28 protein-coding genes are annotated in these 23,541 nt (G+C 71.3%); 9 read left to right on the forward strand and 19 right to left on the reverse strand.

Translation table 11 applies throughout. The annotated features are described in order from the left end of the window. Positions 1-19: 19 nt before the first annotated feature. Entirely contained in the window at positions 20-637 is a 618-nt protein-coding gene (locus BLR02_RS01250; RefSeq protein WP_176849318.1) for a DUF2244 domain-containing protein, read from the forward strand. Between the two features lie 33 nt (positions 638-670). On the opposite strand, the gene BLR02_RS01255 is transcribed toward BLR02_RS01250, so the two are convergent. From BLR02_RS01255 to BLR02_RS01265, 3 genes are all read right to left on the reverse strand, one after another. After that, a complete protein-coding gene (locus BLR02_RS01255) occupies positions 671-1,120 on the reverse strand; it encodes a helix-turn-helix domain-containing protein (RefSeq protein ID WP_090659705.1) in 450 nt (149 codons plus the stop codon). 153 nt (positions 1,121-1,273) lie between these two features. Then, a complete protein-coding gene (gene lnt / locus BLR02_RS01260) occupies positions 1,274-2,836 on the reverse strand; it encodes an apolipoprotein N-acyltransferase (RefSeq protein ID WP_245704572.1) in 1,563 nt (520 codons plus the stop codon). 49 nt (positions 2,837-2,885) lie between these two features. Then, positions 2,886-3,293, reverse strand: a complete 408-nt coding sequence (locus BLR02_RS01265) for a hypothetical protein (RefSeq protein WP_090659708.1) — start codon at positions 3,291-3,293, stop codon at positions 2,886-2,888. Positions 3,294-3,607: 314 nt separating this feature from the next. On the opposite strand from BLR02_RS01265, the gene BLR02_RS01270 reads away from it, so the two are divergent. Together BLR02_RS01270 and folE are read left to right on the forward strand one after the other, a co-directional pair. After that, the gene (locus tag BLR02_RS01270) at positions 3,608-4,273 is read left to right on the forward strand and encodes a hypothetical protein (protein ID WP_090659711.1); all 666 of its coding nucleotides are present in this window, start codon (positions 3,608-3,610) and stop codon (positions 4,271-4,273) included. A 114-nt stretch (positions 4,274-4,387) separates the two neighbouring features. After that, on the forward strand, positions 4,388-5,026 hold the full coding sequence (gene folE, locus BLR02_RS01275; RefSeq protein ID WP_245704573.1) for a GTP cyclohydrolase I FolE: 639 nt from the start codon (positions 4,388-4,390) through the stop codon (positions 5,024-5,026). A 21-nt stretch (positions 5,027-5,047) separates the two neighbouring features. On the opposite strand, the gene BLR02_RS01280 is transcribed toward folE, so the two are convergent. The 7 genes from BLR02_RS01280 to BLR02_RS01310 all read right to left on the reverse strand — a co-directional run bounded on the left by BLR02_RS01280 (position 5,048) and on the right by BLR02_RS01310 (position 10,719). Next, positions 5,048-5,338: a hypothetical protein gene (locus BLR02_RS01280; protein WP_090560582.1), complete on the reverse strand. Its 291-nt coding sequence runs from the start codon at positions 5,336-5,338 to the stop codon at positions 5,048-5,050. Positions 5,339-5,421: 83 nt separating this feature from the next. Further along, entirely contained in the window at positions 5,422-6,096 is a 675-nt protein-coding gene (locus BLR02_RS01285; RefSeq protein WP_143018009.1) for a hypothetical protein, read from the reverse strand. Next, complete coding sequence (hslO, locus tag BLR02_RS01290) at positions 6,093-7,073, reverse strand: Hsp33 family molecular chaperone HslO (protein WP_090659713.1); 981 nt, start codon at positions 7,071-7,073, stop codon at positions 6,093-6,095. The genes BLR02_RS01285 and hslO overlap by 4 nt, the downstream gene beginning before the upstream one ends. 71 nt (positions 7,074-7,144) lie before the next feature. Then, positions 7,145-8,098 carry an ornithine carbamoyltransferase gene (argF, locus tag BLR02_RS01295; protein WP_090659716.1) on the reverse strand — a complete coding sequence of 318 codons (954 nt, stop codon included), beginning with the start codon at positions 8,096-8,098 and terminating at the stop codon, positions 7,145-7,147. Continuing rightward, a complete protein-coding gene (locus tag BLR02_RS01300; protein WP_090659718.1) occupies positions 8,095-9,297 on the reverse strand; it encodes an aspartate aminotransferase family protein in 1,203 nt (400 codons plus the stop codon). Before BLR02_RS01300 ends, argF begins: the two co-directional genes overlap by 4 nt. 160 nt (positions 9,298-9,457) lie before the next feature. Continuing rightward, complete coding sequence (locus tag BLR02_RS01305; RefSeq protein WP_143018010.1) at positions 9,458-10,147, reverse strand: PRC-barrel domain-containing protein; 690 nt, start codon at positions 10,145-10,147, stop codon at positions 9,458-9,460. Positions 10,148-10,263: 116 nt separating this feature from the next. Then, on the reverse strand, positions 10,264-10,719 hold the full coding sequence (locus BLR02_RS01310; RefSeq protein ID WP_090659724.1) for a GlcG/HbpS family heme-binding protein: 456 nt from the start codon (positions 10,717-10,719) through the stop codon (positions 10,264-10,266). A gap of 87 nt (positions 10,720-10,806) precedes the next feature. Here BLR02_RS01310 and BLR02_RS01315 point away from each other — a divergent pair, with 87 nt between their 5' ends. After that, entirely contained in the window at positions 10,807-11,400 is a 594-nt protein-coding gene (locus BLR02_RS01315; RefSeq protein ID WP_090659727.1) for a RecX family transcriptional regulator, read from the forward strand. Between the two features lie 11 nt (positions 11,401-11,411). On the opposite strand, the gene BLR02_RS01320 is transcribed toward BLR02_RS01315, so the two are convergent. The 6 genes from BLR02_RS01320 to BLR02_RS01345 form a co-directional block, all read right to left on the reverse strand. Further along, a complete protein-coding gene (locus tag BLR02_RS01320) occupies positions 11,412-11,789 on the reverse strand; it encodes a hypothetical protein (RefSeq protein ID WP_090659730.1) in 378 nt (125 codons plus the stop codon). A gap of 65 nt (positions 11,790-11,854) precedes the next feature. Next, positions 11,855-12,190, reverse strand: a complete 336-nt coding sequence (locus BLR02_RS01325; RefSeq protein ID WP_090659733.1) for a hypothetical protein — start codon at positions 12,188-12,190, stop codon at positions 11,855-11,857. Next, entirely contained in the window at positions 12,190-13,587 is a 1,398-nt protein-coding gene (locus BLR02_RS01330; protein ID WP_090659736.1) for an amidase family protein, read from the reverse strand. The genes BLR02_RS01325 and BLR02_RS01330 overlap by 1 nt, the downstream gene beginning before the upstream one ends. Before the next feature lie 50 nt (positions 13,588-13,637). Continuing rightward, entirely contained in the window at positions 13,638-13,976 is a 339-nt protein-coding gene (locus BLR02_RS01335) for a DMT family transporter (RefSeq protein ID WP_090560593.1), read from the reverse strand. Beyond that, positions 13,976-15,016 carry a glycosyltransferase family 2 protein gene (locus BLR02_RS01340; protein ID WP_245704574.1) on the reverse strand — a complete coding sequence of 347 codons (1,041 nt, stop codon included), beginning with the start codon at positions 15,014-15,016 and terminating at the stop codon, positions 13,976-13,978. Before BLR02_RS01340 ends, BLR02_RS01335 begins: the two co-directional genes overlap by 1 nt. 32 nt (positions 15,017-15,048) lie before the next feature. Beyond that, positions 15,049-15,807, reverse strand: coding sequence for a class I SAM-dependent methyltransferase (locus tag BLR02_RS01345; protein WP_245704575.1), 759 nt, complete (start codon positions 15,805-15,807; stop codon positions 15,049-15,051). Between the two features lie 14 nt (positions 15,808-15,821). On the opposite strand from BLR02_RS01345, the gene BLR02_RS01350 reads away from it, so the two are divergent. The 5 genes from BLR02_RS01350 (at position 15,822) to BLR02_RS01370 (ending at position 20,974) form a co-directional block, all read left to right on the forward strand. After that, a complete protein-coding gene (locus tag BLR02_RS01350; protein WP_090659741.1) occupies positions 15,822-17,354 on the forward strand; it encodes a hypothetical protein in 1,533 nt (510 codons plus the stop codon). Continuing rightward, the gene (locus BLR02_RS01355) at positions 17,354-18,313 is read left to right on the forward strand and encodes a DMT family transporter (RefSeq protein WP_245704576.1); all 960 of its coding nucleotides are present in this window, start codon (positions 17,354-17,356) and stop codon (positions 18,311-18,313) included. Before BLR02_RS01350 ends, BLR02_RS01355 begins: the two co-directional genes overlap by 1 nt. Next, complete coding sequence (locus tag BLR02_RS01360) at positions 18,313-19,230, forward strand: DMT family transporter (RefSeq protein ID WP_090659744.1); 918 nt, start codon at positions 18,313-18,315, stop codon at positions 19,228-19,230. The genes BLR02_RS01355 and BLR02_RS01360 overlap by 1 nt, the downstream gene beginning before the upstream one ends. After that, complete coding sequence (locus tag BLR02_RS01365) at positions 19,227-20,099, forward strand: MBL fold metallo-hydrolase (protein WP_090560597.1); 873 nt, start codon at positions 19,227-19,229, stop codon at positions 20,097-20,099. The genes BLR02_RS01360 and BLR02_RS01365 overlap by 4 nt, the downstream gene beginning before the upstream one ends. A 95-nt stretch (positions 20,100-20,194) precedes the next feature. After that, positions 20,195-20,974, forward strand: coding sequence for a phosphatase PAP2 family protein (locus tag BLR02_RS01370; protein ID WP_090560598.1), 780 nt, complete (start codon positions 20,195-20,197; stop codon positions 20,972-20,974). A gap of 5 nt (positions 20,975-20,979) precedes the next feature. On the opposite strand, the gene BLR02_RS01375 is transcribed toward BLR02_RS01370, so the two are convergent. From BLR02_RS01375 to BLR02_RS01385, 3 genes are all read right to left on the reverse strand, one after another. Beyond that, the gene (locus BLR02_RS01375; protein WP_245704577.1) at positions 20,980-21,657 is read right to left on the reverse strand and encodes an NUDIX hydrolase; all 678 of its coding nucleotides are present in this window, start codon (positions 21,655-21,657) and stop codon (positions 20,980-20,982) included. Then, positions 21,650-22,480 (reverse strand): nitroreductase family protein, encoded by an 831-nt coding sequence (locus BLR02_RS01380; RefSeq protein ID WP_090560599.1) that lies wholly within the window; start codon positions 22,478-22,480, stop codon positions 21,650-21,652. The genes BLR02_RS01375 and BLR02_RS01380 overlap by 8 nt, the downstream gene beginning before the upstream one ends. A 123-nt stretch (positions 22,481-22,603) precedes the next feature. After that, positions 22,604-23,515, reverse strand: coding sequence for an SDR family NAD(P)-dependent oxidoreductase (locus tag BLR02_RS01385; RefSeq protein WP_342670547.1), 912 nt, complete (start codon positions 23,513-23,515; stop codon positions 22,604-22,606). Positions 23,516-23,541: the final 26 nt, after the last annotated feature.

A 23,541-nucleotide genomic window follows, 5' to 3' on the forward strand; every position in this document is an offset into this window, starting at 1 on the left:
TCCCATCTCCCGGTACACCATGCCAGCCCCCGCCGAACCTGTTCTCTTCGAGGCGATCTGCACCCCGGCGCGTAGCCTCGGACCTCGCGGCATGCGCGTGCTCTCGACGGCCCTGCTCACGGTCTCGGCGGCAACGGGCGGCGTCTTCCTGGCGCTGGGCGCCTGGCCGGTCCTCGGCTTCACCGGCATCGAGGCGGGGATGGTGTTGGGGTTGATGGCGCTGCACCGCCGCCGGAGCCGCCGGGCCATGGAGGTGCTGATCCTGACCGGGGAGCGCCTGACCATCCATCGCACCGATGGCCGCGGCCGGCGGGAGGAGATCGCCGTCGATCCCTATTGGGCAAGGCTGCGGCTGGAGGAGCGCCCCGGACGGGTCAGCCTGCTGGTGCTGCGGCAACGCGGCAGTGATGTGGAGATCGGCCGGCTGCTCGGCGATGAACAGAAGCGGGACCTGGCCGGCGCGCTCGGCGAGGCGCTGCGCCGCGTGCGGGAGCCGGTCTTCGACAATCCGCAATTGCGGGAGCCGGATCGGGAGGTGATGCAGGACGAGAGCCCGCCCGTCGCCTCCTATTCCTCCCACCGTCCCTCGACGATGCCTCCCTTCGGTGGCGATGGCCAGCCCGCGCCGAGGGAGTAACCACCAGCGAGCTTGCCCGGCAGCCTGGGGCGGTCAGTCCGGCGGGGTCAGGCTCTTGATGAGGTCGAAGACGCGCTTGCGCACGGAGGGGTCGGTGATCCGGTAATAGGCACGGACCAGCTCCAGCGTCTCCCGCCGGTGCAGGGTATCGTCCTCGAAGGCGTCCTGGCTGTCGGCGAAGCCCATGGCGCGGCGGACGCCGTTCATGCTGCCGCCCATCGCATCCGGCATGTCATCGAAGAAGAAGCCGATCGGCACATCGAGCACGCGGGCGAGGTCGAACAGCCGGCTGGCACCGATGCGGTTCACCCCGCGCTCGTATTTCTGGACCTGCTGGAAGGTCAGGCCCAGGGCCTCGCCGAGCTTCTCCTGACTCATGCCGAGCAGCGTGCGTCGCAGACGCACCCGGGTGCCGACATGGACATCGATGGGGCTCGGGCGGGGCTCACGGGCCGTGCGTTCGAGGTTGTCGTCACTCGGCATCGTCTGTCTCATCCCATTCCGGGCCGCCCTGAACCGTGTGCGACCCCAGGCTGTGGCCGAGGCATGAGCTGCAACGGCAGGAGCACATCCCTGATGAAGGTTTTACGGGCGCGGCAACAAAGCGTCAATACTTTTGAGAATTCTCAATAAAGATCACGCCCGTGGCGCGGGTGGCGAAGCCGTTCCAGATACAACCACCGGCCGCAGCAGCCAAGCGAGGCCCAGGCAGAGCAGTGACGCCGCCAGGGGAATCGCCAGCCCCCAACGGGCAAAGGGCGTCGGCGCGTCGGGACCCGGCAGGGCGATGCTGGCCGTTCCCATCGCACCGAGCGGGATCATCGCCAGGCGGCGCCCGCGCGAATCGAACAGGGCCGAGATGCCCGTCTGCGCCGCGCGTGCGAGCGGCAGCCCTTCCTCCACCGCCCGGAGCCGTGCCGCGGCCAGGTGCTGCCAGGGACCGGCCGAATGGCCGAACCAGCCGTCATTGGTGATGTTCACCAGCCAATCCGGCCGTGGCGCGGGCGTGACGGCCGCGGGAAAGATCACCTCGTAGCAGATCAGGGCGCCGAAGGCCGGCAGGCCGGGCGGCGCCAGCCGCAGCGGCCCCGGCCCGGCCGAGAAATCCATGCCTCCTGTGACGAGGCGGATCGGCAGCAACCCGGCGAGTGGCATGTACTCGCCGAAGGGGACCAGATGCGACTTGTCGTAGACGGCCTCCACCTTGGCAGCCGAATCGAGCGCAACCAGGCTGTTGAAGACCTGGGCAAGGGTGCCGTCCGGCGCCCATTCCGCGCGAACCGTGCCCGCCAGGAGCGTGGCGCCAGGGGGCAGCGCCTCGGCCGCCATGCGCTGAGCATCCGGGTCCTGGGCGAGGAGGAACGGGCTCGCCGTCTCGGGCCAGATCGCCACCAGGCGACGACCATCCGCTTCGGCCAACGCGTGTCGCGCACCCTCGGCGGTCAACCCCAGGTAGCGCTCGAAATTGGGCATGCGCTGCTCGGGTCGCCATTTCACCTCCTGGGGCACGTTGCCCTGTACCAGCAGGAGTTGCACCCCAGGGGCCGGCGCCTCCGGTTGCGCCAGGCGCCAGGCGCCGAACCCGCCCAGGGCCAGGAGGCCGATTGCCGCCCCGGCCCAGCCCCGCCAACCCGCGACCAGCGGCAGCGCGGCCAGCATCACGGTGAGCAGGGACAGGCCGTGGACGCCAACCAGCGCCGCAGCCTGCACCGGCAGCGCCGCGAAGGCCCAGACCGTCCCCATCAGGTTCCAGGGGAAGCCGGTGAGGAGGAAGCCCTGTGCCAGCTCCGCCAGCACCCAGCTTCCGGCGAAGCCCAGCAGCCGCGGCCAGCCCGCCGGCAGCGCGCGCGCCACCAGGACCGGCGGCAGGACGAAGAGGGCGAGGGGCACCGCCACCGCCGGCGCCGCCAGCGGCACCAGCCACCAGAAACTGGCCACATCCGTCAGGATCGCATGCGTGACCCAATAGATGCCGGCAAGCCCATGGCCCCATCCCCAGGCGAAGCCAAGCCAGGCGGCACGGCGCGCGGTCGGCGCGGCACCGGTCAGGGCGAGCAGCCCCGGAATGGAGACCAGCAGCACCGGCACCGCATGGACCGGCGGCAAGGCCAGGGCAGCGATCAGGCCAAGCCCGAAGGCGGCCGCCAATTGGCGCCGCCAGGGCAGCGCGACGAGGCGCGCAAGGAAAGAGGTTAGCACGCCGGCAGCTAGACCCGCCCGGGGGGCCGGGGCAAGCGGCTGCGATGCATCAGCCGAGCGGCTCGACCCCAACGAGCTTCCACCGGGGCGGCAGCATCTCCCGCAAGGCGAGGGAGAGGGCGATCCCGCGGCCCGGCTGACCAGGGGCAGGAAGCACCAGCCGCGCCGTGCCGAAGCCGACCGCGGCCAGCTCGGGCGTCGGCCATACGGGCCCGAGCCGGGCCTGCATCAGCGCCACCAGCCCCTCCGGCGTCGCGGCATGGCGATGCACATGGTGGCTGAGGGCAGCGAGGAAGTCCTCCTCCTGCGGATCGGCCGATGGCAGGCCGGCCAGCAGGGCGGGCCAGTCCACCATCGGGGCCAGCGCGCTATGGTCCGCGGCCCGGAGCACGGCCACCAACTCCCGCGCCGCCTGCATCGGCATGGCCGTGACGGCCGTGCCCGCGAGCAGGGACAAAATAAGACCAGCCAGCAGCAGGGGCAGCCCATGGGTACGGCGGATGGGCCGGCGAGCTGGTGGCAGAGCCGGCGACGGGGCTGGCGGATGCCCGGCGTCATAGGCGTCCCAGATCTCGTCCCAAGCGTCATCACGGACGCTTGACCTAGTTATGGTATCTGGCCCCATCATTCGCCCTCCGGCCTGACGGATCGATATCGGCCCTCAAGACAAATTCCCACGAGTCTCTCCACCGTCTCCAATTCTGGAATTTGTCTCAGGGCATTGAAGGAACGGTTAAGGCTAGTTGCATACTCGCAATCGAAAAGAAGCAGATGCGCATCCCTTTTGGCCGAAGCCTGCTGCTGCTCCCGCTCGCCCTCACTGCCTGCAAGACGCCGACGCCGCAGGCCGAAAAGGATTGGGTCTTCGCCTGCCCGGAGGCCGGGAGCCGGGTGGCCTGGGATGACGGCCGCAGCCTCGTCTTCACCGGCACGGACCCATCGGACCCGGCCATCTGCACCGCGCGGACGGCCACGGGCAGCGGGCTGCGGCTGGTCTGGGGGCTGGTGGAGGAGACCAACAGTGAGGGGCGCGGCCATCTGGCCGGCATGCGGAGCCTCTTCCCGGCCAAGACCGGCGCCAATGCCAGCTATACCGCGACCGTCTCCTCGCCCGGCAGCGGCATCCAGTACCCGTTCGAGACCCGCTGGCGGGTGGTGGGCTTCGAGGCCCTCCAGGGTCCGGCCGGCCGGTTCGACACGGTGGTGCTCGAGCGGATGGTCAATGGCACCGGCGCCAATGCCGCACAGAGCTTCACCGTGCGCTACTGGCTGGAAGGCGTCTCCGGCATCCTGCTGCAGCGGAAGGTCGAACTCGGCCGTGGCGGCTCCAGCCTGCTGCGCAACCTGCAGGCGACTGCGATCAGCCTGCCGCCGCCGCCGCCCCGGGCCCCGCCGCCTCCCGGCGCGCCCTCGGGCCCACCTCCTACGGGAAGCTGAGCGCCGGCCCGAACCATTGCGGGTTCGGAGAATGGCCCCATGTCCGAGTATAACACTGGGTTACTACCCGGCCCACGGGCCAGGCAGATCCGCGAGCTTAGGGGGATTGGAACCGTGAACATCCAGACGCCGAACCACATCATCGACGCCAAGGCGACGCTTGAGGGCCGGCCGAGCCGGGCGGAAGCCGAGGCCGCCATCCGCACCCTGCTGCGCTGGACCGGCGACGACCCTGACCGCGAGGGGCTGATCGACACCCCCGCCCGCGTCGCCCGCGCCTATGAGGAGTTCTTCGCCGGCTACGCGGTAGATCCGGTGGATCTCCTCGCCCGCTCCTTCGAGGAGACGGATGGCTATGACGAGATGGTGGTCCTGCGCGACATCCGCATCGAGAGCCATTGCGAGCATCACATGGTGCCGATCATCGGCCGGGCGCATATCGCCTACCTGCCCGCTGGCCGCGTCGTCGGCATCAGCAAGCTGGCCCGGGTACTCGAGGTCTACGCCAAGCGGCTGCAGATCCAGGAGAAGCTCACCGCCCAGGTCGCCAACTGCATCAACGACGTGCTGAAGCCGAAAGGCGTCGCTGTCGTGGTCGAGGCAGCCCATCAGTGCATGACGACCCGTGGCATCCACAAGCCGGGCGTCACGATGGTGACGAGCCGCATGCTCGGCGCCTTCCGCGACGATGCCTCGACCCGCCGCGAATTCCTGGCGATCATCGGCGGGCAGCGCGGCGTGGCGGAAGGCTGAGCGCCGGCCGGCGCGGAGCGCCTACCGGCAGTCGCGCCGGGCGTAGCCCTCGGCCCGCCGAGCCCGGTTGGCGTCACGGCCACGCCCGGTGGCCGCGGCGACAGCAGCGGCATCCTGCGCCTCGCCGACCGCCTCGGCGCAGTAGGAATCCACCGCCGGCGCGGCCACGTAGCCGCTGCTCGGCAGCGGCGCCGCATAGGCCGGGGCCTGGGAATAGGCCGCTGGCTGCTCACTCACCGGAACGCGGACCATGCAGGCGGCGAGGGCGAGCGGGGCCAGGGCCAGGGTGGCAATGCGCAGGAGCGATGTCATGGCGCCTGATCGCCCGGCGGAGCCCAAGGTTCCACCGGATGATTGCGCTCCGTTATCAGGCCGGCGCTACCAGGGCAGGGGTATCAGGGCAGCGTCTCGCGCCGCCTCGCTCCCTCAGCGGGCAGATCCTCGACGCCGATCGGGCCGGGTCCCGGGGCCGCCATGCCGCCATCGGCATTCGGCACAGTGGCCGAGATCCAGTCCCGCAGGGCGCGGCGCAGCTGGAATTCGAACTCCACATTCAGGTCCTCCATCGCCCGGCGCAGCAGCGCATCCGCCGCCCGGGGCCGGTTGGCTTCGGGCCCGTTCACCCCACGCGTGACTGCCGCCTCGGCGAAACCAAGCCGGCTGCCAAGGCTGGAGACGACCTCCAGCCGGCAGCCGAGCAGGCAGTTAAGCGAGGAGGGACCCTGGATGACCTGCGCCTGGCTGATGGCGAAGCGCGCCTGGCCCGTCGTGCCGACCGCGATCAGCCGGTCCCGCGCCATGATCCGCACCGCCTCCGCCGCCGAGGGCGAGAGCCGGGCGCCGATATCGCCCGGCACGCCAGGTGGCTGGTCCTCGGCGATGTCGATGCCGGCGACGTTCAGCGGCAGTGGCGTAAGGTGCTTGTAGCCAAGCGGGCCAGGCGGAATCGGCACCGGCTCCGGCGTGCCCGCGCAGGCAGCGGCGAGGAGGGGGAACAGCATGACGCTGCGCCGGTCGAGCATGACGGAACCTCCTGCACGGAACATGATGCCGGGGATGTAACGGCTCATCCCGCCGCGCCGCCACCCTGTACTTCCGCGCGATCGAACCGGAAGTCGAGGTTGCAGAACTCGCAGGTCATGGTGATGGCACCATCGGCCTCGGCCATGTGGTCCAGATCATCCTGCCCGAAGCGCGACAACACGCCGGCGAGGCGGGAGCGCGAGCAGCGGCACCCATAGGACAACGGCCGTGGTCGGTCGAGCGCCAGCCCCTCGAGATGGAAGAGCCGATGCAGCAGGGTATGCGAGGGCAGGGCATCGTCCAGCAGCTCGGCATCCGTCAGGGTGCCGACCAGGGCGAGGGCGGTCCGCCAGGCCTCGTCCTGCGCATCGCGATCAAGCTCGGGGGCGATGCCGCCTTCGCCGGCGACCTTCTCCAGGATCAGCGCCGAGGCGCGCCAGCCGGCCTCGGTCCGGTCGCAGGCCAGGCGGATATGGGCGCGGAGCTGCTCGGAGGTCTCGAAGTAATGCCCGGTCATCGCCGCCAGCGTCAGGCCATGGATCTCGACGATGCCCTGGTAGCGGTCCATCTCCGGGCCCTGGTCGCAGGTGAAGGCAAGGTAGCCGCGCCCGAGCAGCGCCGCCGCATCACCGACCGGGTCGCGGGCGAGCAGCCGGTCCAGCACCTCGGCATCGGCACGGGCATAGCCGCGCAGGGCACCGCCCTCGGTGCAATCGGCCAGCAGCATGGAGACCGGGCCATCGCCCTTGGCCTGCAACGAGAAGCTGCCACGGAATTTGAGGGCGCCCGCAAGGCCTGCGGTCAGCGCCAACGCCTCCCCGGCCAGGCGGGTGACGGCGGGGTGGTTGTCATGACGCGTCAGCAGCGCATCGGCGAGCGGGCCCAGCCGGACCAGCCGGCCGCGCACCGGCTTGTCCTCCAGATGGAAGGGGAGGATGCCGCGCGGGACGCTGATATCCGGCACCGGCGGCCGGTCATGCTGGAGGAAATCAGGCTTGGCGGAGGGTTGGGTCGGGTCAGGCAACGTCGGGAACCTTGGTGCTTCGGCCCCATAGATAGGGTCGCGGATGGGCTACGCCCACCCGCCCCGGCCCATCAGCCGGCGCCCAACGCCCAGAGCAGCACGCCCTTCTGCGCATGCAGGCGGTTCTCCGCCTCGTCGAAGACGACGCTTTGCGGTCCGTCGATCACCTCGGCCGCGACCTCCTCCCCGCGATGGGCGGGCAGGCAGTGCTGGAAGATCGCGTCCGGCGCGGCATGCCGCATCAGCTCCGGCGTGACCTGATAGGGCGCCAGCAGGTTGTGCCGGTTGGGCGCGGAGCCGTCCCCGGTCTCGTCATTCATCGAGACCCAGGCATCGGTGACGACGCAGCGGGCGCCCCGCACCGCCTCCACCGGGTCCTCGGTCAGCTCGATCGTCGCCCCCTGGGCGCGAGCCCAGTCCACCACCCATTGCGGCGGCCGGAGAGCGGCGGGGGTCGCCAGGCGCAGGGTGAAGCCGAAGCGGGCGGCGGCCTGGATGAAGCTCTGCGCCACGTTGTTGCCGTCGCCGATCCAGGCGACGGTCTGGCCGGCGATCGGGCCGCGATGCTCCTCGAAGGTCAGCACATCGGCCATGAGCTGGCAGGGATGCGAGATATCGGTCAGGCCGTTGATCACCGGCACCGTCGCGTGCATGGCCATCTCGCGGATGCGGCTCACATTGTCCGTCCGCATCATGATGGCGTCGACATAGCGGGAGAGGACCCGCGCCGTGTCGCTCAGCTCCTCGCCGCGGGAGGACTGCATGTCGCGCGAGTTGAGGTAGACGACGTCGCCGCCGAGTTGGCGGATCCCAACCTCGAAGCTGACGCGGGTGCGCGTCGAGGGCTTCTCGAAGATCAGCGCGACGGTCTTGCCGGCCAGCGGCTTGGCGCCGAGGCCGCGCTTCGTCTGGGCGGCGAGGTCGAGCATGCGGCGAAGGGTCGCCGGCTCGAAATCCATCAATTCGAGGAAGTGGCGGGGGGGAGGATCCCCCCCACCGGCCATGGGCTTCAGCGCAGCGCTCATTTCGCGGCGTCCCGCGCCTGGGACGGCGTGCAACGCAGGCAGGTGCGCTCCAGCAGGCTGAGGGCCTCATCGGCTTCCGCCTCGGTGATGATGAGCGGCGGCGCCAGGCGCAGCACATTCATCCCGGCGGCCACCGTCAGCAGGCCCTCGGCCACCGCGGCGTTCTGCATCTCGCCATTCGAGATCTCCGGCCGCAGCTTGAGGCCGAGCAGCAGCCCGGCGCCCTGCACGCCCTCGACCACCGCCGGGTGGCGATGGGCGAGGTCCAGCATGCCGCGCCAGAGATGGCGTGCCACGCGGTCCACCCCATCGAGGAAGCCCGGGGCGAGGATCACGTCGAGCACGGCATTGCCGGCGGCGCAGGCCAGCGGGTTGCCGCCATAGGTGCTGCCATGCGTGCCGGGCTTGAGGTACTGCGCCACCCGCTCCTTCGCCAGGATGGCGCCGAGCGGGAAGCCGCCGCCGATGCCCTTGGCGGAGGACATGACATCCGGCTCGATCCCGGCCCATTGATGGGCCCAGAGCTTGCCGGAGCGGCCCATGCCGGTCTGCACCTCGTCGAGCGCGAGCAGCAGGCCGAACTCATCGGCCGCGGCGCGAAGCTGGCGGAGGAATTCGAGCGAGGCCGGGCGCACGCCGCCCTCTCCCTGGATCGGCTCGACCATGATGGCGGCCGTCGTGCCGTCGATGGCGTCGCGGAGCGCGTTCATGTTGCCGAAGGGCACATGCTTGAAGCCCTGAACCGGCGGGCCGAAGCCGGCGAGGTACTTCTCGTTGCCCGTCGCGGCGAGCGTCGCCAGCGTCCGGCCATGGAAGGCGCCCTCGAAGCAGATGGTAACAAAGCGCTCCGGATGGCCCTGTTCCGCATGGTATTTGCGGACCGCCTTGATCATCCCCTCATTCGCCTCGGCGCCCGAGTTGCAGAAGAAGACGCTGTCGGCGAAGGAGGTCTCGACCAGCCGCGCCGCCAAGCGCTCCGCCTGCGGAATCCGGTAGAGGTTCGAGGTGTGCATCACCCGCGCCGCCTGCTCGGCGATGGCCTGCACGAGATGCGGATGCGCATGGCCGATGGAGGCGGTGGCGATGCCGGAGCCGAAATCGAGGAATCGTCGCCCGTCACCGGTCCACAGCCAAGCACCTTCGCCCCGCTCGAAAGCGAGGTCGGCGCGGTTGTAGGTGGGCATCAGGGACGGGATCACGGGGTTATGGGCTCCAGTTCTCCCCCAGCCGGCGCGGATCGCAGGCTTTTCGGGGAGAAGCCGCGGATTTGGCCGCAATCGGGCCGCAACGTCAAACCATCCCGGCTGAATTTCTCAGAGATCGGCGGGGGAATGGCTCCCCCCGCCTGTCGACGCCGCTTCAGCCACGCCGCTCGGGCGCACCCTCATAGGTGAAGGTCGGCAGGCTGCCGAGGCTGTCCTTGGTGGCGCCGGTCAGCGTCCAGCGGCCATTGCTGCTGGCGGCCATGTTCAGCCGGTCGTAAGGCACCGCCACCAGCTTGGCGCCGATGCCGAGGAAACCACCGACCGAGATGACCGCCACCGGGGCGTTGCCGCCCGGCGGGATCAGGATGTCGTCGATCTCGCCGATGCTCTCGTTGTTCTCGTTATAGACCGCCGAGCCGATCACCTTGCTGGCACGGCGGCCGTTGCGGAGTGCGCCGCTATCGACGGCCAGCGCACCGCTGGTAGCGCCGGTAGTCGCCGGTGAGGCGGCACGGTTGCGCTCATTCTCCGGATGCGCGCCCGTCGTATTGGTGCCGAGGGCGCGGTCCGTCGCACGGCCGACCGCGGTACCAGGCGGATTGCCCGGCGTCCCATCGGCAGGCGTGCGGTTGCCGGTGACGGAATCGGCGCCACGCTGGGTCGCGGTGCTCGGCGGATTGCCGGGCGTTCCGTCGCGCGGGTTGGTCTGCGGGCTGGTCTGGGCGAGCGTGCCGCCCGAGGCGTCGCGCCCCTGGCCCTGCGTCTGGCCCTGGGCGAGGACCGGCAGCGCCAGCATGGCGGCGGCGGCGGTCATGGCGAGAAGCGAGTCGCGGGTCTTCATCATCGGCGTCACCTTCTTTTGCACCGGCCTTTTGTCCTGAGACCGGCCGGGTGAGGCCGCGACAACGCAGCGGAACGAGCCGAGGTTGCCTCGATCGCGCGCCCGTTCAGCCCGCCGGGTCAGGCGGGGTCGCCAGTATCCGGCACCAGCCCAACTGCGGTGATGCCGGCCACCGCGCAGACCTCGTCCTGGGCCGAGACATCGCCGCTGATCCCGACGGCGCCGAGGATCAGGCCGGAGGCGTCGCAGGCCAGCACGCCGCCGGGCACCGGCACCGCCTTGCCGCCCGCGAGATCGGACAACGCGTTCATGAAGCCCTGCATCGCCTGCGCCCGCCGCGCCAGCTCCCGCCCGCCGAGGCCGAGGGCGAGCGCGCCATGCGCCTTGCCCTCGGCGATCTCCGGACGGAGCAGGGAGGAGCCGTCCTCGCGCTGCATCGCCTTCACCTGCCCGCCCGCATCGAGCACGACGACGGTGAGCGGCATCAGCCCGAGCTCATGCCCCTTGGCGAGGGCGGCGGCGATGATGGCATTGGCCTGGTCCAGGGTGAGGCCGTTGGTCGGATAGCGGGCCATGGCGGTGCTCCGTGTTGGGTCCCGAGCCTATTGCCCGGCCCGCGCCGTGTTCGCCAGCCCCGGCTTCGCCGTGGCAGAGTGGCGGACATGACGAAGGAGCGACCGCCCCGGCCCGCGCGGCAGCCCATCCCCGCCGGCCCGGCCCCCGGCGAGGCGCGGCTGCGCGAGGCGGCGCTCGCCCATCTCGCCCGCTTCGCCGCGACCGAGCAGGGGCTGCGGCGGGTGCTGGAACGCCGCATCGACCGCTGGGCGAGGCGGGCCGAGGCGGAGGGGCAGGATATCTCCGGCCTGGCGGCGGCGCGGGCGCTGGCCGCCCAGGTGGCGCGGCAGATGGTCGCCCTGGGCGCCGTCGACGATGCCGCCTTCGCCGCGGCGCGGGCCCGGCGCCTGGCGCGGGCGGGGCGATCTCGCCGGGCGATCGCGGCGCATCTCGCCGGCAAGGGGGTGGCGCGCGAGGTCGCCAGCGCGGCCCTGCCCGAGGAGGAACTGAACGCCGCCCTCGCGCAATGCCGGCGGCGGCGGACCGGCCCCTTCGCGGTCGAGCCCATGGCGCGCGAGGCGCGGCTCAAGGCGCTCGCGGCGCTGGCGCGGGCCGGGTTCGGGCGCGATGTGTCCGAGCAGGCACTCGACATGCCGCGCGAGGAGGCGGAGGAGCGGCTGGCCGCCCTGCGGCAGGGCTGACGGCGGCCGGATCAGCCGGCCCGCAGCCCGCCATCCTCCACGCGGATCGTGCCGGTGGCGCAGGGATCGATCCGGCGCAGCTCGGCGGCACGGCCATCGGCCCAGACCACCCGCAGATCCTGCGCACCGGGCACCGAGGCGCGGTAGCTGGCGCTGCGCCCGGGCCGCAGCACCTCCTGGCCGAGCCGGTCGGTCCCCCAGCCCTCCTGCGAGAGCCGGGCGAGGAAGAGCCGGTCCACCGTGCGCGAGGAGGCATTCACCACCTGCACCGGCACCTCGCAGCCGCCCCGCGCCGATGCCTCGGCCGCGTTCCGGACCGGCGGTGGCGGGGAACAGGCGGCGAGGGCCAGAAAGGCCAGGGACAAAACAGCCAGGGCATGTCCCGGCATTCCGGCAGATCCTTGCTTGGGCGCGGGACGATAGGAGCGCGGCCCCGGTCCCGGCAAGTCAAGGTTTAGCCGGCCTGCAGGATACCATCGCGGATGGTGATGCGGCGCGTCCGGCAGCCATCGATATTGCCAAGCTCGGAGGCCCGCCCGGTCACCCAGACCAGCCGCAGCCGGTATGGGCCGCGCCCTTCGAGTGTCACCGGCATGCTGCCCGGGGTCGGCAGGGGCGGCGACTGGCCAAGCAGGTCGGCCGCCGAGTCCGGCCCGCCCTCGGGGCTCAGATAGAGCTGCTCGATGGGCTGGGAGGAGGCGTTCTCGACCACGGCCTGGCTCGGGCCACAACGCGCGCCCTGCGGACCGGCGCAGCCGGCCAGCAGGGCGAGAAGCAGGAGATGGCGCATCAGGCCGGGTCGATGGGCGAGGGCGGTGTGCCGCCGGCCTCGATCGCCTCGGCCGCGGCGAGCAGGATGTCCTCCCGGTAGCGGCCGGCGACGAGCTGCACCCCGACCGGCACCTTGCCCACCAGCCCGGTGCTGACCGCAAGGCCCGGCAGGCTCAGCAACGGCAGGCCGACCTGGGTCAGCTGGGCCGCGAGGATGCGCCGGAAGCCCTCCAGGCTCTCGACATCCGCATGATCCGCGAAGGGCAGGGCGCCGGAGACCGGCATCAGCACCACGGGATGGGCCTCGAGGAAGAGCAGCCATTCGCGCAGCAGGGTCAGCCGGCGCTGCAGCGCATCCTGGAAGGCATCGAGGTCGGGGGCGGGGCTGAGGCTTTCCATGAAGCCATAAACGGCCAGCGCATCCGGATCCGCCTCGCGGGCGAAGGCGGCACCGCCGCCGCGGCGCGTCTCCGCCAGCCAGAGCGTCGCCTGCAGCCGGGCGCATTCGCCGAGCGGCGGCAGCGAATCCATCTCCTCCACCTGCCAGCCGGCGGCGGTGAGGCGGGCGGCGGCATCGCGCAGCGCGGCGGCGACGGCGGGCTCGACCGGCATGCCCTCCGGGGCGATGCAGAGCGCCGCGCGCCGGGGATAGGCCGGGCCTTCGAGCGGGGCGGGCACCCACCAGGGGTCCCGCGCATCGGCCGCGCTCATCGCGGCGAGGCCGAGGCGGAGATCGGCGATGCTGCGGGCCAGCGGACCCGAGACGGCCATGAGCTGGCCGCCGATGAAGCGGTCCGCGCCGCTGGCATTCCAGGCGGGGATGCGGCCGATGGTCGGGCGCAGGCCATGGATGCCGCAGGCATAGGCCGGGTAGCGGATGGAGCCGCCGATATCCGTGCCATGGCCGATGGCGCCGATGCCCGCCGCGGTCGCGGCCGCGGCGCCGCCGGAGGAGCCGCCCGGCGTGATCGCGGCATCGCGCGGGTTGCGAGTCGCGCCATGCAGCGAGTTGCGGGTGAACCAGCGCAGCGAGAAGGCCGGCGTGTTCGTCCGGCCGAGAATCACCGCCCCCGCACGCCGCAGGTTGGCGACGACGGGGCTGTCCTGCCGGGCGACCAGCTCCTCCTGGATGCGCAGGCCGTTGGTGGTCGCCCAGCCTTCCTGGTCGATATTCACCTTCACGGTCACTGGCACGCCGGCCAGCAGGCCCGGCTCCTCGCCGCGGGCGATGGTGGCATCGACCGCATCCGCCGCCGCGAGGGCCTGCGCCGGGTCATGCGCGATGACCGCGTTGAGGCTGGGGTTCACCGCATCGAGCCGGGCGAGGGCCGCGGTGGTGGCCTCGCGGGCCGAGACCTCGCGGCGGCGGATGCGGCCGGCGAGGTCGGTGGCGGACAGCCGCCAGAGTTCGGTCATGCGGGTTTCCTCAAGCGTGGGGCGCATCGTTTCCCGCCCGCCCTGGGCGGTCAACCGGGGGCGCTGGCGAGCAGCAGGACGCCGCCGCAGATAAGGCCGATCGCCGCCAGCTTCTGCGTGCCGAGGCTCTCGCCGAACATCAGGTGGCCGATGATGGCGACCGCCACATAGCTCGCCGCCGTGCAGGGCAGGGCGATGCTCATCGGGATCTTCCGCAGGGCGATGATGTAGAGCAGCGCCGCGCCGCCATAGGCGACGAGGCCGACCATGGTGGTGGGGCGGAGGAGCTGGGCGACGAAATGCCCCTCCGCCACCGCCCCGGCCTTCAGCATCACCTGGCCGCCGAGCGAGGTGAGGATGGCGGCGCCGAGCGCCAGCCAATAGAGCATCACTGCGCAGGGTCCTCTTGGACGAGCCGCGCCTCGGCGGGCGCCCGCGGCGGCAGCACCTCGCGCACCACCCCCTGCGGCTTGCCATTGGCCGAGAGGAAGGCCCGGCCGACATACTCGCCGAGCACGCCGAGGATCAGGAACTGCACCCCGGCGAGCAGCAGGGTGGTGGTCATGGAGGAGGCCCAGCCGGACGGCGTGCCGCTGCCGACGAGTGCCTCGATCACCACCGCGACTGCGCCCAGCAGGCCGAGCAGGCCCATCGCCACGCCGGCCAGGATGGCGAGGCGCAGCGGCAGGATCGAGAAATTGGTGGCGAGGTTCATCCAGAGCAGCACGAGGCGCTTCAGCGTGTAGTTGGAGCGCCCCTCGGCCCGGGCCAGGTGCATGACCTCGATGCTGTCGATGCGCTGGGTCACCTGCATGATGAGCCCGTCCACATAGGGATAGGGGCCGCGGTAGCGGGCGATCTCGGCCACCACCAGCGCGCTCATGCAGCGGAAGGAGGAGAGATAGAGGCCACGCGGCTTGTCGAGCAGCATGTCCGCGACGCGGTTGGCGAAGCGGCTGCCGAGGTTGCGCCAGCCCTCGTGCTTCTTCTCGGCATAGCGGGTGTAGACCACGTCCCAGCCGCCGAGCCGGGCATGGTCATAGAGCTTCAGGACCTCCTCCGGCGGGTTCTGGAGGTCGTCATCCATGGTGATGACATAGGCGCCGCGCGCATGGCGGAGGCCGGTCATGACCGCATTGTGCTCGCCGAAATTCCGCGCGTGCTCGATATAGGTGAGCGGGATGGTGGCGGTCGCCGCCAGCGCGCGGCAGACCTCGCCCGAATTGTCGGGGCTGCCGTCATTCACCAGCACCACCTCGAGCCCGCCTTCCGGGCGGAGGGCGGAGAGCGCCTCGACCAGCCGGCCGACCGTCGCGGCGCCCCGGTAGACCGGGACGACGACCGAGAGGCCGACCGGGTATCCGCCCGGCAGGGCCGCCTCCGCCACGGCCAGCTCAGGCAGGGCCGGCTCAGGCAGGGCCTGGGACAATCTGCGATCCTCGAATCCCATCGGGGAAAACCTCATGAGCGGGTGGCGGTGGCGAGCACGGAGCCGCCGGCGGGAAAGGGCAGACCCAACCCCATCAGCCGGCGTTCCAGCACGGTCACGGCATGCAGGCTATGGTCGAGCCAAGGCGGAAACGGGGCAACATCCGAGCCATGGTGAGGCGCGCGGGCCAGCAGCTTCCGCTGCGCCACCATCAGCGGCAGCAGCAGGGCGTTCCAGTAGCCGGTGCGGATGGCGGTGAAGCCGGCCGCCGCGAGCATCCGCCGCGCAGTGCCGGCGGTGAAGCGCCGGCTGTTCTGCACCCGCAGGTCATGCGCCGAGCGCAGCCAGTCGAAGGCCGGCAGGTTCAGCACCAGCACGCCGCCGGGCATCAGGACGCGGGCCATCTCGGCCAGCGCCGCCTCCGGCTCGACCGCGGCGTGGCAGAGAACATCGAGGCTGACCACCGCCCCGAAGCGGGCATCGGCGAAGGGCATCGCATTCACCGAGCCGATGGCGACCGGCACCCCGGCCTTGGCCCGGGCGCGGGCCGCGGCGGCGGGAAAGTATTCGAGGCCGGTGGAGGCCAGCTCCGGCCGGGCAGCGCGAAGCCGGGCGAGGAAGCCGCCCGTGCCGCAACCGGCATCGAGCAGGCCGGCGCCCGCGACGCGCAAGGGGCGTATTTGCCCGATGGCATGCGCGTGCAGGGCGCGGTACCACCACATCCCCTGCTCGGCCGCATCCATCAACTCGTATTCGGCGGGTTCCACCGGGCGCTTCTGAAGGCTCGCCACGGCGAAAACAAGGCATGCCGGATTCGCCCATCCCGACCGCTGCACCCGCCCTGCTGCGCCTGGCCGCCTGGCTGCCGGCGCTGGCCTTCCTGCTGACCGTCCTGGCGCCGCCGCTCAACCATGACGTGGCCGCCTTGCTGGATTTCACCGGCCGCTGGTGGGCGGGCGAGCGGCTCTATGCCGACCTCATCGACGTCAACCCGCCCCTCATCTTCCTGCTGACCCTGGCCCCGGTGGCGATCTCCGCCTGGACGCCGCTGGGCCCGGTGGCGGCGATGCTGGCCTGCCTGCTGGCCGTCTGCGCCCTCGCCACCGGGATGGCGCTGCGCCTCGCCCCGCGCGGCGGGATGGAGGGCGCCTGCCTCGCCGTGGCGCTGCCGATGCTGGCCGTCGCGGCGGGCTACGACTTCGGCCAGCGGGAGCATCTGATGGCGGTCGCCGCGCTGCCCTACCTGCTGGTCGCGGCGCGGCGGGCCGAGGGGGAGCCGGCCGGGGCGGGGATGCGGCTGGCCAGCACGCTGCTTGCCGCGCTGGGCTTCGCCCTGAAGCCCCATTTCCTCGCCATCCCGGCGCTGGTGGAGGCGGTAGTGCTGCTGCGGCGCGGCCCTGCACGGGCGCTGCGCGACCCGGTGCCCTGGGGGATGGCGGCACTCTGGCTCCTCTACCTCGCCAGCATTCCGGCCTTCTTCCCGAACTACCTCCACCACGTCCTGCCGCTGGTCCGGGACTACTATCTGGGCCTCGGGGATTTCGCCTGGTGGCAGGTGATCCTGAGCGAGCGGCTTGGCACGGCGCTGGCGGCGCTGCTGCCGCTTGCCCTGGTCGCGGCGCGGGGCGGCTTCGGCGCGCTGCCGCAGGTGGTCGCGGCGGCCGGGCTGGGCGCGGCGCTCGCCGCCATCGTGCAGCAGAAGGGCTGGACCTATCACGCGGTGCCGGTGCGGATGATGGCCGGGCTGCTGGCCGTGCTGCTCGCGGCGCGCTGGCTCGACCGGGCGCTGCCGGCCAGGCGGGCGCTGGCGGCGGCGCCGGGCGCGGCGGTGGCCGCGGCCTTCATCCTCTTCCTGCACAACCTCGCCGGGGCCGAGGCGCCCTGGCGGGAGATCACCTGGCGCTGGTCCCGCGCCGGCGAACTCGCCGCGCTGGTCGGACGCGAGGCGCCGGGCGGGCGGGTGCTGGTCCTCTCGCCCGACATCTTCCCCGTCTATCCCGCCCTCAATTACGCCGGCGCCCATTCGACCTTGCGAACCATGAACCTTTGGTTATTGCAGGGGGTCTATGGCGCCTGCCCGGAGGGCGGCGCCCGCTACCATGAGATCGGGGCCATGCCGCCGGCCGAGGCTTTGCTCTTCCGCCGCACCGTCGAGGATGTCTCGGCGGCGCCGCCGGATGCCATTCTGGTCGCCCGCCATGCCGGCATCCCGGCCTGCGGCAAGGAGTTCGACGTGCTGGAGTATCTCTCCCGCGACCCGGCTTTCGCCGCGGTGCTGCGGCGCTACCGCCCGGCCGGCGGGGTCGAGGGCTACCGCCTCCTGCGGCGGGCCGGCTGATGCGCGTCGCCCCGGCCCCCCTCGCCATGGCCGAGACCTACCGCGCCGCGCCGACCGGCGAGGAGGCGATGCGCGGCCTCGCGCTCGTCGCCTTCGGCTATGGCGTGATCGCCTGCGCCGATGCCGCGGTGAAATGGGTGATGCCCGAGGTCGGGCCGGCCGCGGCGCTGGTCTGGCGCGGGCTGATCGGCTCCCTGCTGGTCTTCATCCTGGCGCGGGGGCGGGGGCTGATCCCGGTCAACCGCCGCCTGCTCGCGGTGCGGAGCCTGTTCCACTGCGGCGTCTCGATCACCTGGTACTACTGCTGGGCTTCCGGCGTCTCCCTCGCCGATAGCTATGCGGTGGCCAGCGCCTCGCCGCTGCTGATGACGCTGCTGGCCATCCCCCTGCTCGGCGAGAAGGTCGGCTGGCGGCGCTGGACCAGCACCATGGTCGGATTCGGCGGGGTGATCTTCATGCTTCAGCCAGGGGGCGAGCTGTGGCGCCCGGAATCGGCCATCCTGCTGGTGGCGACGGCGGTGATGGCCCTGACCCGCATCTGGACCCGGGTGCTGACCCGCACCGACGGGCCCTATGCCATCGCCTTCTGGCTGCTGCTGGCGCATGTGCCGGTGGGCCTGCTCGGCCTGCCCTTTCCCTTCCTCTGGCCGGCCGCGGGCGGGCCGCCGCCGGTGCTGCCGAGCCTCATCGGCCTGCTGGCGTTGATCGCCTTTGGCATCGCCAATGCGGTGGCGCAGATGCTCTTCGCCCGCGGCTTCGCCCTGGCGCCCATCCAGGCCATCGCCCCCTTCGAGTACACGCCGCTGCTCTGGGGCATCGGCCTCGGCTTCCTGATCTGGGGCGAGGTGCCGGCCTGGACCACCCTCGGCGGCGCCGCCGTGGTGATCGGCGCGGGCCTCTACAACGTCCACCGCGAGCGCGTGCGCCGCGCCGCCGAGCGCGCGGCGAGGCCCGGCTGATGGCCTTCCGCCATGACCTGCGGCGGGGCGCCCTCTGCATGCTCGCCGCGCATGCCCTCTTCACCCTGATGAACGTGCTGGTGAAGGAGCTCGGCGGGCGCATCCCCGTCGCCGAGCTGATGGTCTTCCGCAGCGTCTTCGCCCTGCCGGTCCTGTTCCTGATCCTGATGCGCTCGGGCCTCGGCCTCGGCTCGCTCCGCACCCGGCGCTTCGGCGGCCATGTGATGCGGGCGGGCAGCGGCATCGCGGCGCAGTCCTGCGGCTTCTTCGCCCTGACCCTGCTGCCGCTCGCCGAGCAGACGGCGCTTGGCTACACCCAGCCGCTCTTCGTCACCATGCTGGCCATCCCCTTCCTCGGCGAGCGGGTCGGCCTCCATCGCTGGTCGGCGGTGGTGATCGGCTTCTGCGGCGTGCTGGTGATCGCGGCCGGGCAGGGGGCGCTCGGCGGCATGACGGGCGCACCGGTGATGGGCGTGGCGACGGCGGTGGCGCAGGGGATGTTCTCGGCGCTGACCACCCTGCTGGTCCGCCAGCTCTCCGCGACCGAGAGCTCGACCGCCATCACCCTCTGGCAATCCCTGCTGATGGGCAGCTTCGCCCTGGCGCTGCTGCCCTTCTACTGGGTGGCGCCGACGCCGCTGGAACTCGGCCTGCTGGTGCTGATGGGGCTCATCGGCGGCGCGGCGCAGTGGCTGCTGACCGAGGCCTGGGCCAGCGCGCAGGTCTCGGCGCTGGCGCCCTACTCCTACTCGGCGCTGCTCTGGTCGATGCTCTTCGGCTTCATCGCCTTCGGCGACCTGCCCGGCCCGGCCATGCTGGCGGGCAGCGTGTTGATCGTCGCCGCCGGCTTGTACATCCTGCACCGGGAGCTGGTCCGCCGTCGGGCGAAGGCCGGCCCGGAGGAAGTACGCCCATGAGCATCCCTTTCCTGAAGCAGGACGGCCTGGCGCATGGCGCCGTGGAGCGCATCGCGCCGGGGGTGCGCCGCCTGGTCTGCAACAACCCCTCCGCCTTCACCTTCCGCGGCACCAACACCTACCTCATCGGCGAGGGCGAGGTGGCGGTGCTCGACCCTGGGCCGGAGAACGAGGCGCATCTCGCCGCCATCCTGCGGGCCACCGAGGGCGAGCGCGTCACCCGCGTGTTGGTCAGCCATACCCATTCCGACCACTCGCCCGGCGCGCGGCCCCTGGTCGCGGCGACCGGGGCGATGACCTATGGCTTCGGCCCGCATGTGACGCCGCGCGAGGCGGGCGGCGAGGGGGGCGACCACCAATTCCACCCGGATGTGCGCCTGGCCGAGGACGAGGTGCTGGAGGGCGAGGGCTGGCGGCTGCGCGCGCTGCACACGCCCGGCCACTGCGCCAACCATCTCTGCTTCGCCCTCGAAGGCACCGGCATCCTGTTCAGCGCCGACCATGTGATGAGCTGGTCCACCAGCGTGGTCAGCCCGCCCGATGGCGACATGGCCGACTACATGCGCCACCTGCGGCGCCTGATGGCACGCGACGACCGCATGCTGCTGCCCGGCCACGGCCCGCCGCTGACCGAGCCGAAGCCCTTCCTCGCCGCCCTGGCCGACCACCGGGAGGAGCGGGAGGCGAAGGTGCTGGCGGCGCTGCGCGCGGCAGGGCGTGCCCGGCCGGCCGATCTGGTCCCGCCGGTCTATGGCCCGCTCGATGCGCGTCTCGTCGGTCCCGCGGGGCGGAGCCTGCTGAGCCACCTCATCAAGCTGGAAGGCGAGGGGCTGGCCCGGCGCGAGGGCGAGGCTTGGGAAGCCCCGTAAATGTGAAGGTTTTGCGCCAGATTTCCTGCGGCTTCGAGACGATTCTGTGGCAGTTCTGATTACACTGTAACGCCACGCACTGGATCGTGCCGACCATGCTTGAGCAGTTGGACTTATGGGTGACGCGCAGCGTCAATGAATTCGCCGGTCACTCGGCCTTCTTCGATAAGCTTATAACGCAGATATTCTTCTACCATACCGTCAAGGCGCTGCCGATTGTCGCGGTGTTCTTCTCGCTCTGGTTGAGTTCCTGGCGTGGCGAGGCGGGAAAGCGGCTGTTCCTCCAGGGGACCATCGGCGCCTTTACCGCCATGGTGATATCGCGGCTGATCCAGAACAACGCGCCGAACAAGCCCCGGCCGATGTATGCGCTCGACGATTTCACCATGCCGATCGACCAGCCGCGCGACGTCTTCCAGGACTGGAGCTCCTTCCCGAGCGATACCGCCGCCGTCGTCTTCGCGCTGTCCTTCGCCGTCTGGCGGGCGGACCGGCGGGTGGGGCTCGCCTGCTTCGCCTGGTCGGTGGTGATCGTCTGCTTCCCGCGCCTCTATGGCGGCATCCACTATTTCAGCGACCTGGTCGCGGGCGCCGCGATCGGCATGGCCGCGACTGCCGCGGTGATCCATTGGCGTGGCCTGTCGGACCTCGTGCATCGCCTGGCCACGGGGCTCGAGCGCCGGCACCGGCTGGCCTTCGGCATCGCCATGCTGATGCTCGCCTTCCAATTCGCCACCATGTTCGAGGAGGCGCGGATCATCGGCCGCCGCGCGCACCAGGCGATGACGATGGCGATGGGCGTGGAGGCCAAACCTGCCTCGCCCGCGCTGGTCGCCGCCGGCGAGGGGACCGAGGCTCTGCCACCCACGCGCTGACGATTTCAGCGCTCCGGCGTCCGCTGGTCCATCCCACGGAAGCAGACCAGCTCCCGCGCCTGCCGCCCGGCCGCATCGAGGGCGAGCCAGGCGCGGAATTCCGCCAGAACCTTGCTGGTGATGCTGGCGATCTTGTGCCGGAAGGCCTCCTCGAAGCCGAAGAAGCGCAGCTCCTCCAGCTCGCCGCTGCCGCGGAGCGCGCCATGGGCCGCCTCGGCGCGGGCGACCAGGAAGCGTGCATTGAAGCGGCGGAAGCGGTTGGGCGGCGTCACCGCGCGGCAGAGATAGTCGAGCGCGGCAAGGTCGGGGAGCAGGCGCTGCCCCTCCATCCGTCCGAGGACAAGGCCGGTTTCCTCATGCAGCTCGCGGGCGGCGGCGATGCCGAGGGCACGGGCGAGCGAGGGTGGCGCCTGGCGTTCCAGGCAGGCACGAGTGAAATCCGGCAGCTCGCCAAGGGCCGGGGCACGATGATCGGCTCGGTCCACCCGGCCGCCCGGGAAGACCAGCACATTCGGCATGAAGCGGTGCGAGGCATGGCGGAGGCCCATCAGCACCTCCGGCCCGTCCGGCCCCTCGCGCCAGAGGATCAGGCTGGCGGCATGGCGGGGCGTGACGGAGCGCGTCGCAACGCGCTTTGCCTCCTCCACGCCACCGGGATTGTCCGCGGTCGGGAGCTCAGTCAAGCGAGAGCCCCTGCAGCTTCAGCCAGGTGCGGAGGCCGAAGCGCTCCGGCACCGAGAGTTGGCGGGCGGCATTCTCGCTCCAGCCGCAGCCCTCGGGCTTCGGCCCATGGATCTCCGGGTAGCGTGGCCGGGCCGGAGGGCGAGCGGCGTCATAGGCGGGAAGGGCGGCCTCCAGCCCCTCATCCCCATAGGTCTCGCGGTGGACGACCAGCGCCTGTGGCAGGCGGGGCGAAAGCCAGTTGCGCGCCCCCTCCGGCCAGCCGAGGGTCAGCCCGGCAACGGGGAAGACGCCGTCCGGCAGGCCGCACATGGGGCCGATCTTCTCGACGTGGTTGCGCACATAGGAGATCGGGCAGGTGCCGAGCCCCGCCGCCTCCGCCGCCATCACCGTGAAGCCAAGGGCGAGCGCCGCATCCGCCGTGGCATTGAGGAAGGTGTCGACATTGTCGTTCGCATGGGCCCGGCCATGCAGCGCCGCGACGCGGCGGCCGCGGCGGATGTCGCCGCAGAAGAGCAGGAAGACCGGCGCCCCCTTGATCCAGTCCATGCCACCGATCCAGTCGGCGATGCGGGCGATCTTGTCCGGGTTCTGGATCAGGATGATCGAGTATTGCTGCAGGTCCGACTTGCTGGGCGCGGATTGCGCGCCGGCCAGCACGGTCCGCAGCAGCGCCTCGGGCACCGGATCGGCCGCGTAGCGGCGGGTGACGCGCCGGTCGAGCAGGGCGGCCAGCATGGGGGCCACCTCCTGCGGCGGCTCGAAGGGCAGCGGCGCATCGGGCGCGAGGCCGTAGCGGCCACGGATCAGGCTCTCGGGCGTCACAGCCTCTCCTTCATGGCTGGTGGAACCCCGCCGTGGCTTCGCCACGGAGGGGTTGCCGAAGCCTGGGGCACGAGCCCCGTTACCGGGGCCCCCGCGACGCCGCGAAGCGGTGTCGTGGGGAAGTCACAGCGGATCCCAGGAGAAGACCTCGCCCGAGCGCTCCAGCGGCACGAAGAAGCTCCGCAGCGCCGGCAGGGCATGCTCGGCCAGGCTCTCCGGCGTCCAGCCCTCGCCGCTATGGATGCCGCGGATCGGCCGGTTCTGGCTGAACAGGAACAGCTCGTTCATGCGCGGGGCGAAGATCTGCCCGTTGACCTCCTTGGCCGCGTCGGAGGCCAGGAAGACGGCGAGCGGGGCGTTCTTCTCCGGGCCCATGCGCATGATCTTCTCGACCCGCGCCTTCTGCTCCGGCGTCTCCGCCGGGATGGAGCTGGTCATGCGGCTCCAGGCGAAGGGGGCGAGGCAGTTGGAGCGCACGTTGTAGCGCTTCATGTCGAGCGCGATCGACTTCGACAGCGCCACGATGCCGAGCTTCGCCGCCGAGTAGTTCGCCTGGCCGAAATTGCCGATCAGGCCGGAGGTCGAGGTGATGTGGACGAAGGCGCCGCTCTCCTGCTTGCGGAAATGCGTCGCCGCATGGCGCGACATGTAGAAGGAGCCGTTGAGATGGACGTCGATGACCGCGTTCCACTCCTCCGCCGACATGCGGTGGAAGATCTGGTCGCGCAGGATGCCCGCATTGTTCACGACGATGTCGATGCGGCCGAAATGGTCCATCGCCGACTGGACGATCTTCCCGGCGCTCTCCCAGGAGGCGACGCTGTCGGTGTTGATCTCGGCCTGGCCGCCGCGCTGCTCGATGATCGCCTTGGTCTGCTGGGCCGGGGTGGCCGAGAGGCCCTCGCCGGTCAGGCTGGCGCCGATATCGTTGATGATGACCTTGGCGCCGGCCTGCGCCATGTGCAGCGCGATCTCCCGCCCAACGCCGCCGCCCGATCCGGTGACGACCGCGACCTTACCGTCCAGCATGCCCATATGGCGTTTCCTCTCCCAAGAGCAGG

Origin of the sequence: Belnapia rosea, assembly GCF_900101615.1 — a bacterium.
Lineage (GTDB): Bacteria > Pseudomonadota > Alphaproteobacteria > Acetobacterales > Acetobacteraceae > Belnapia > Belnapia rosea.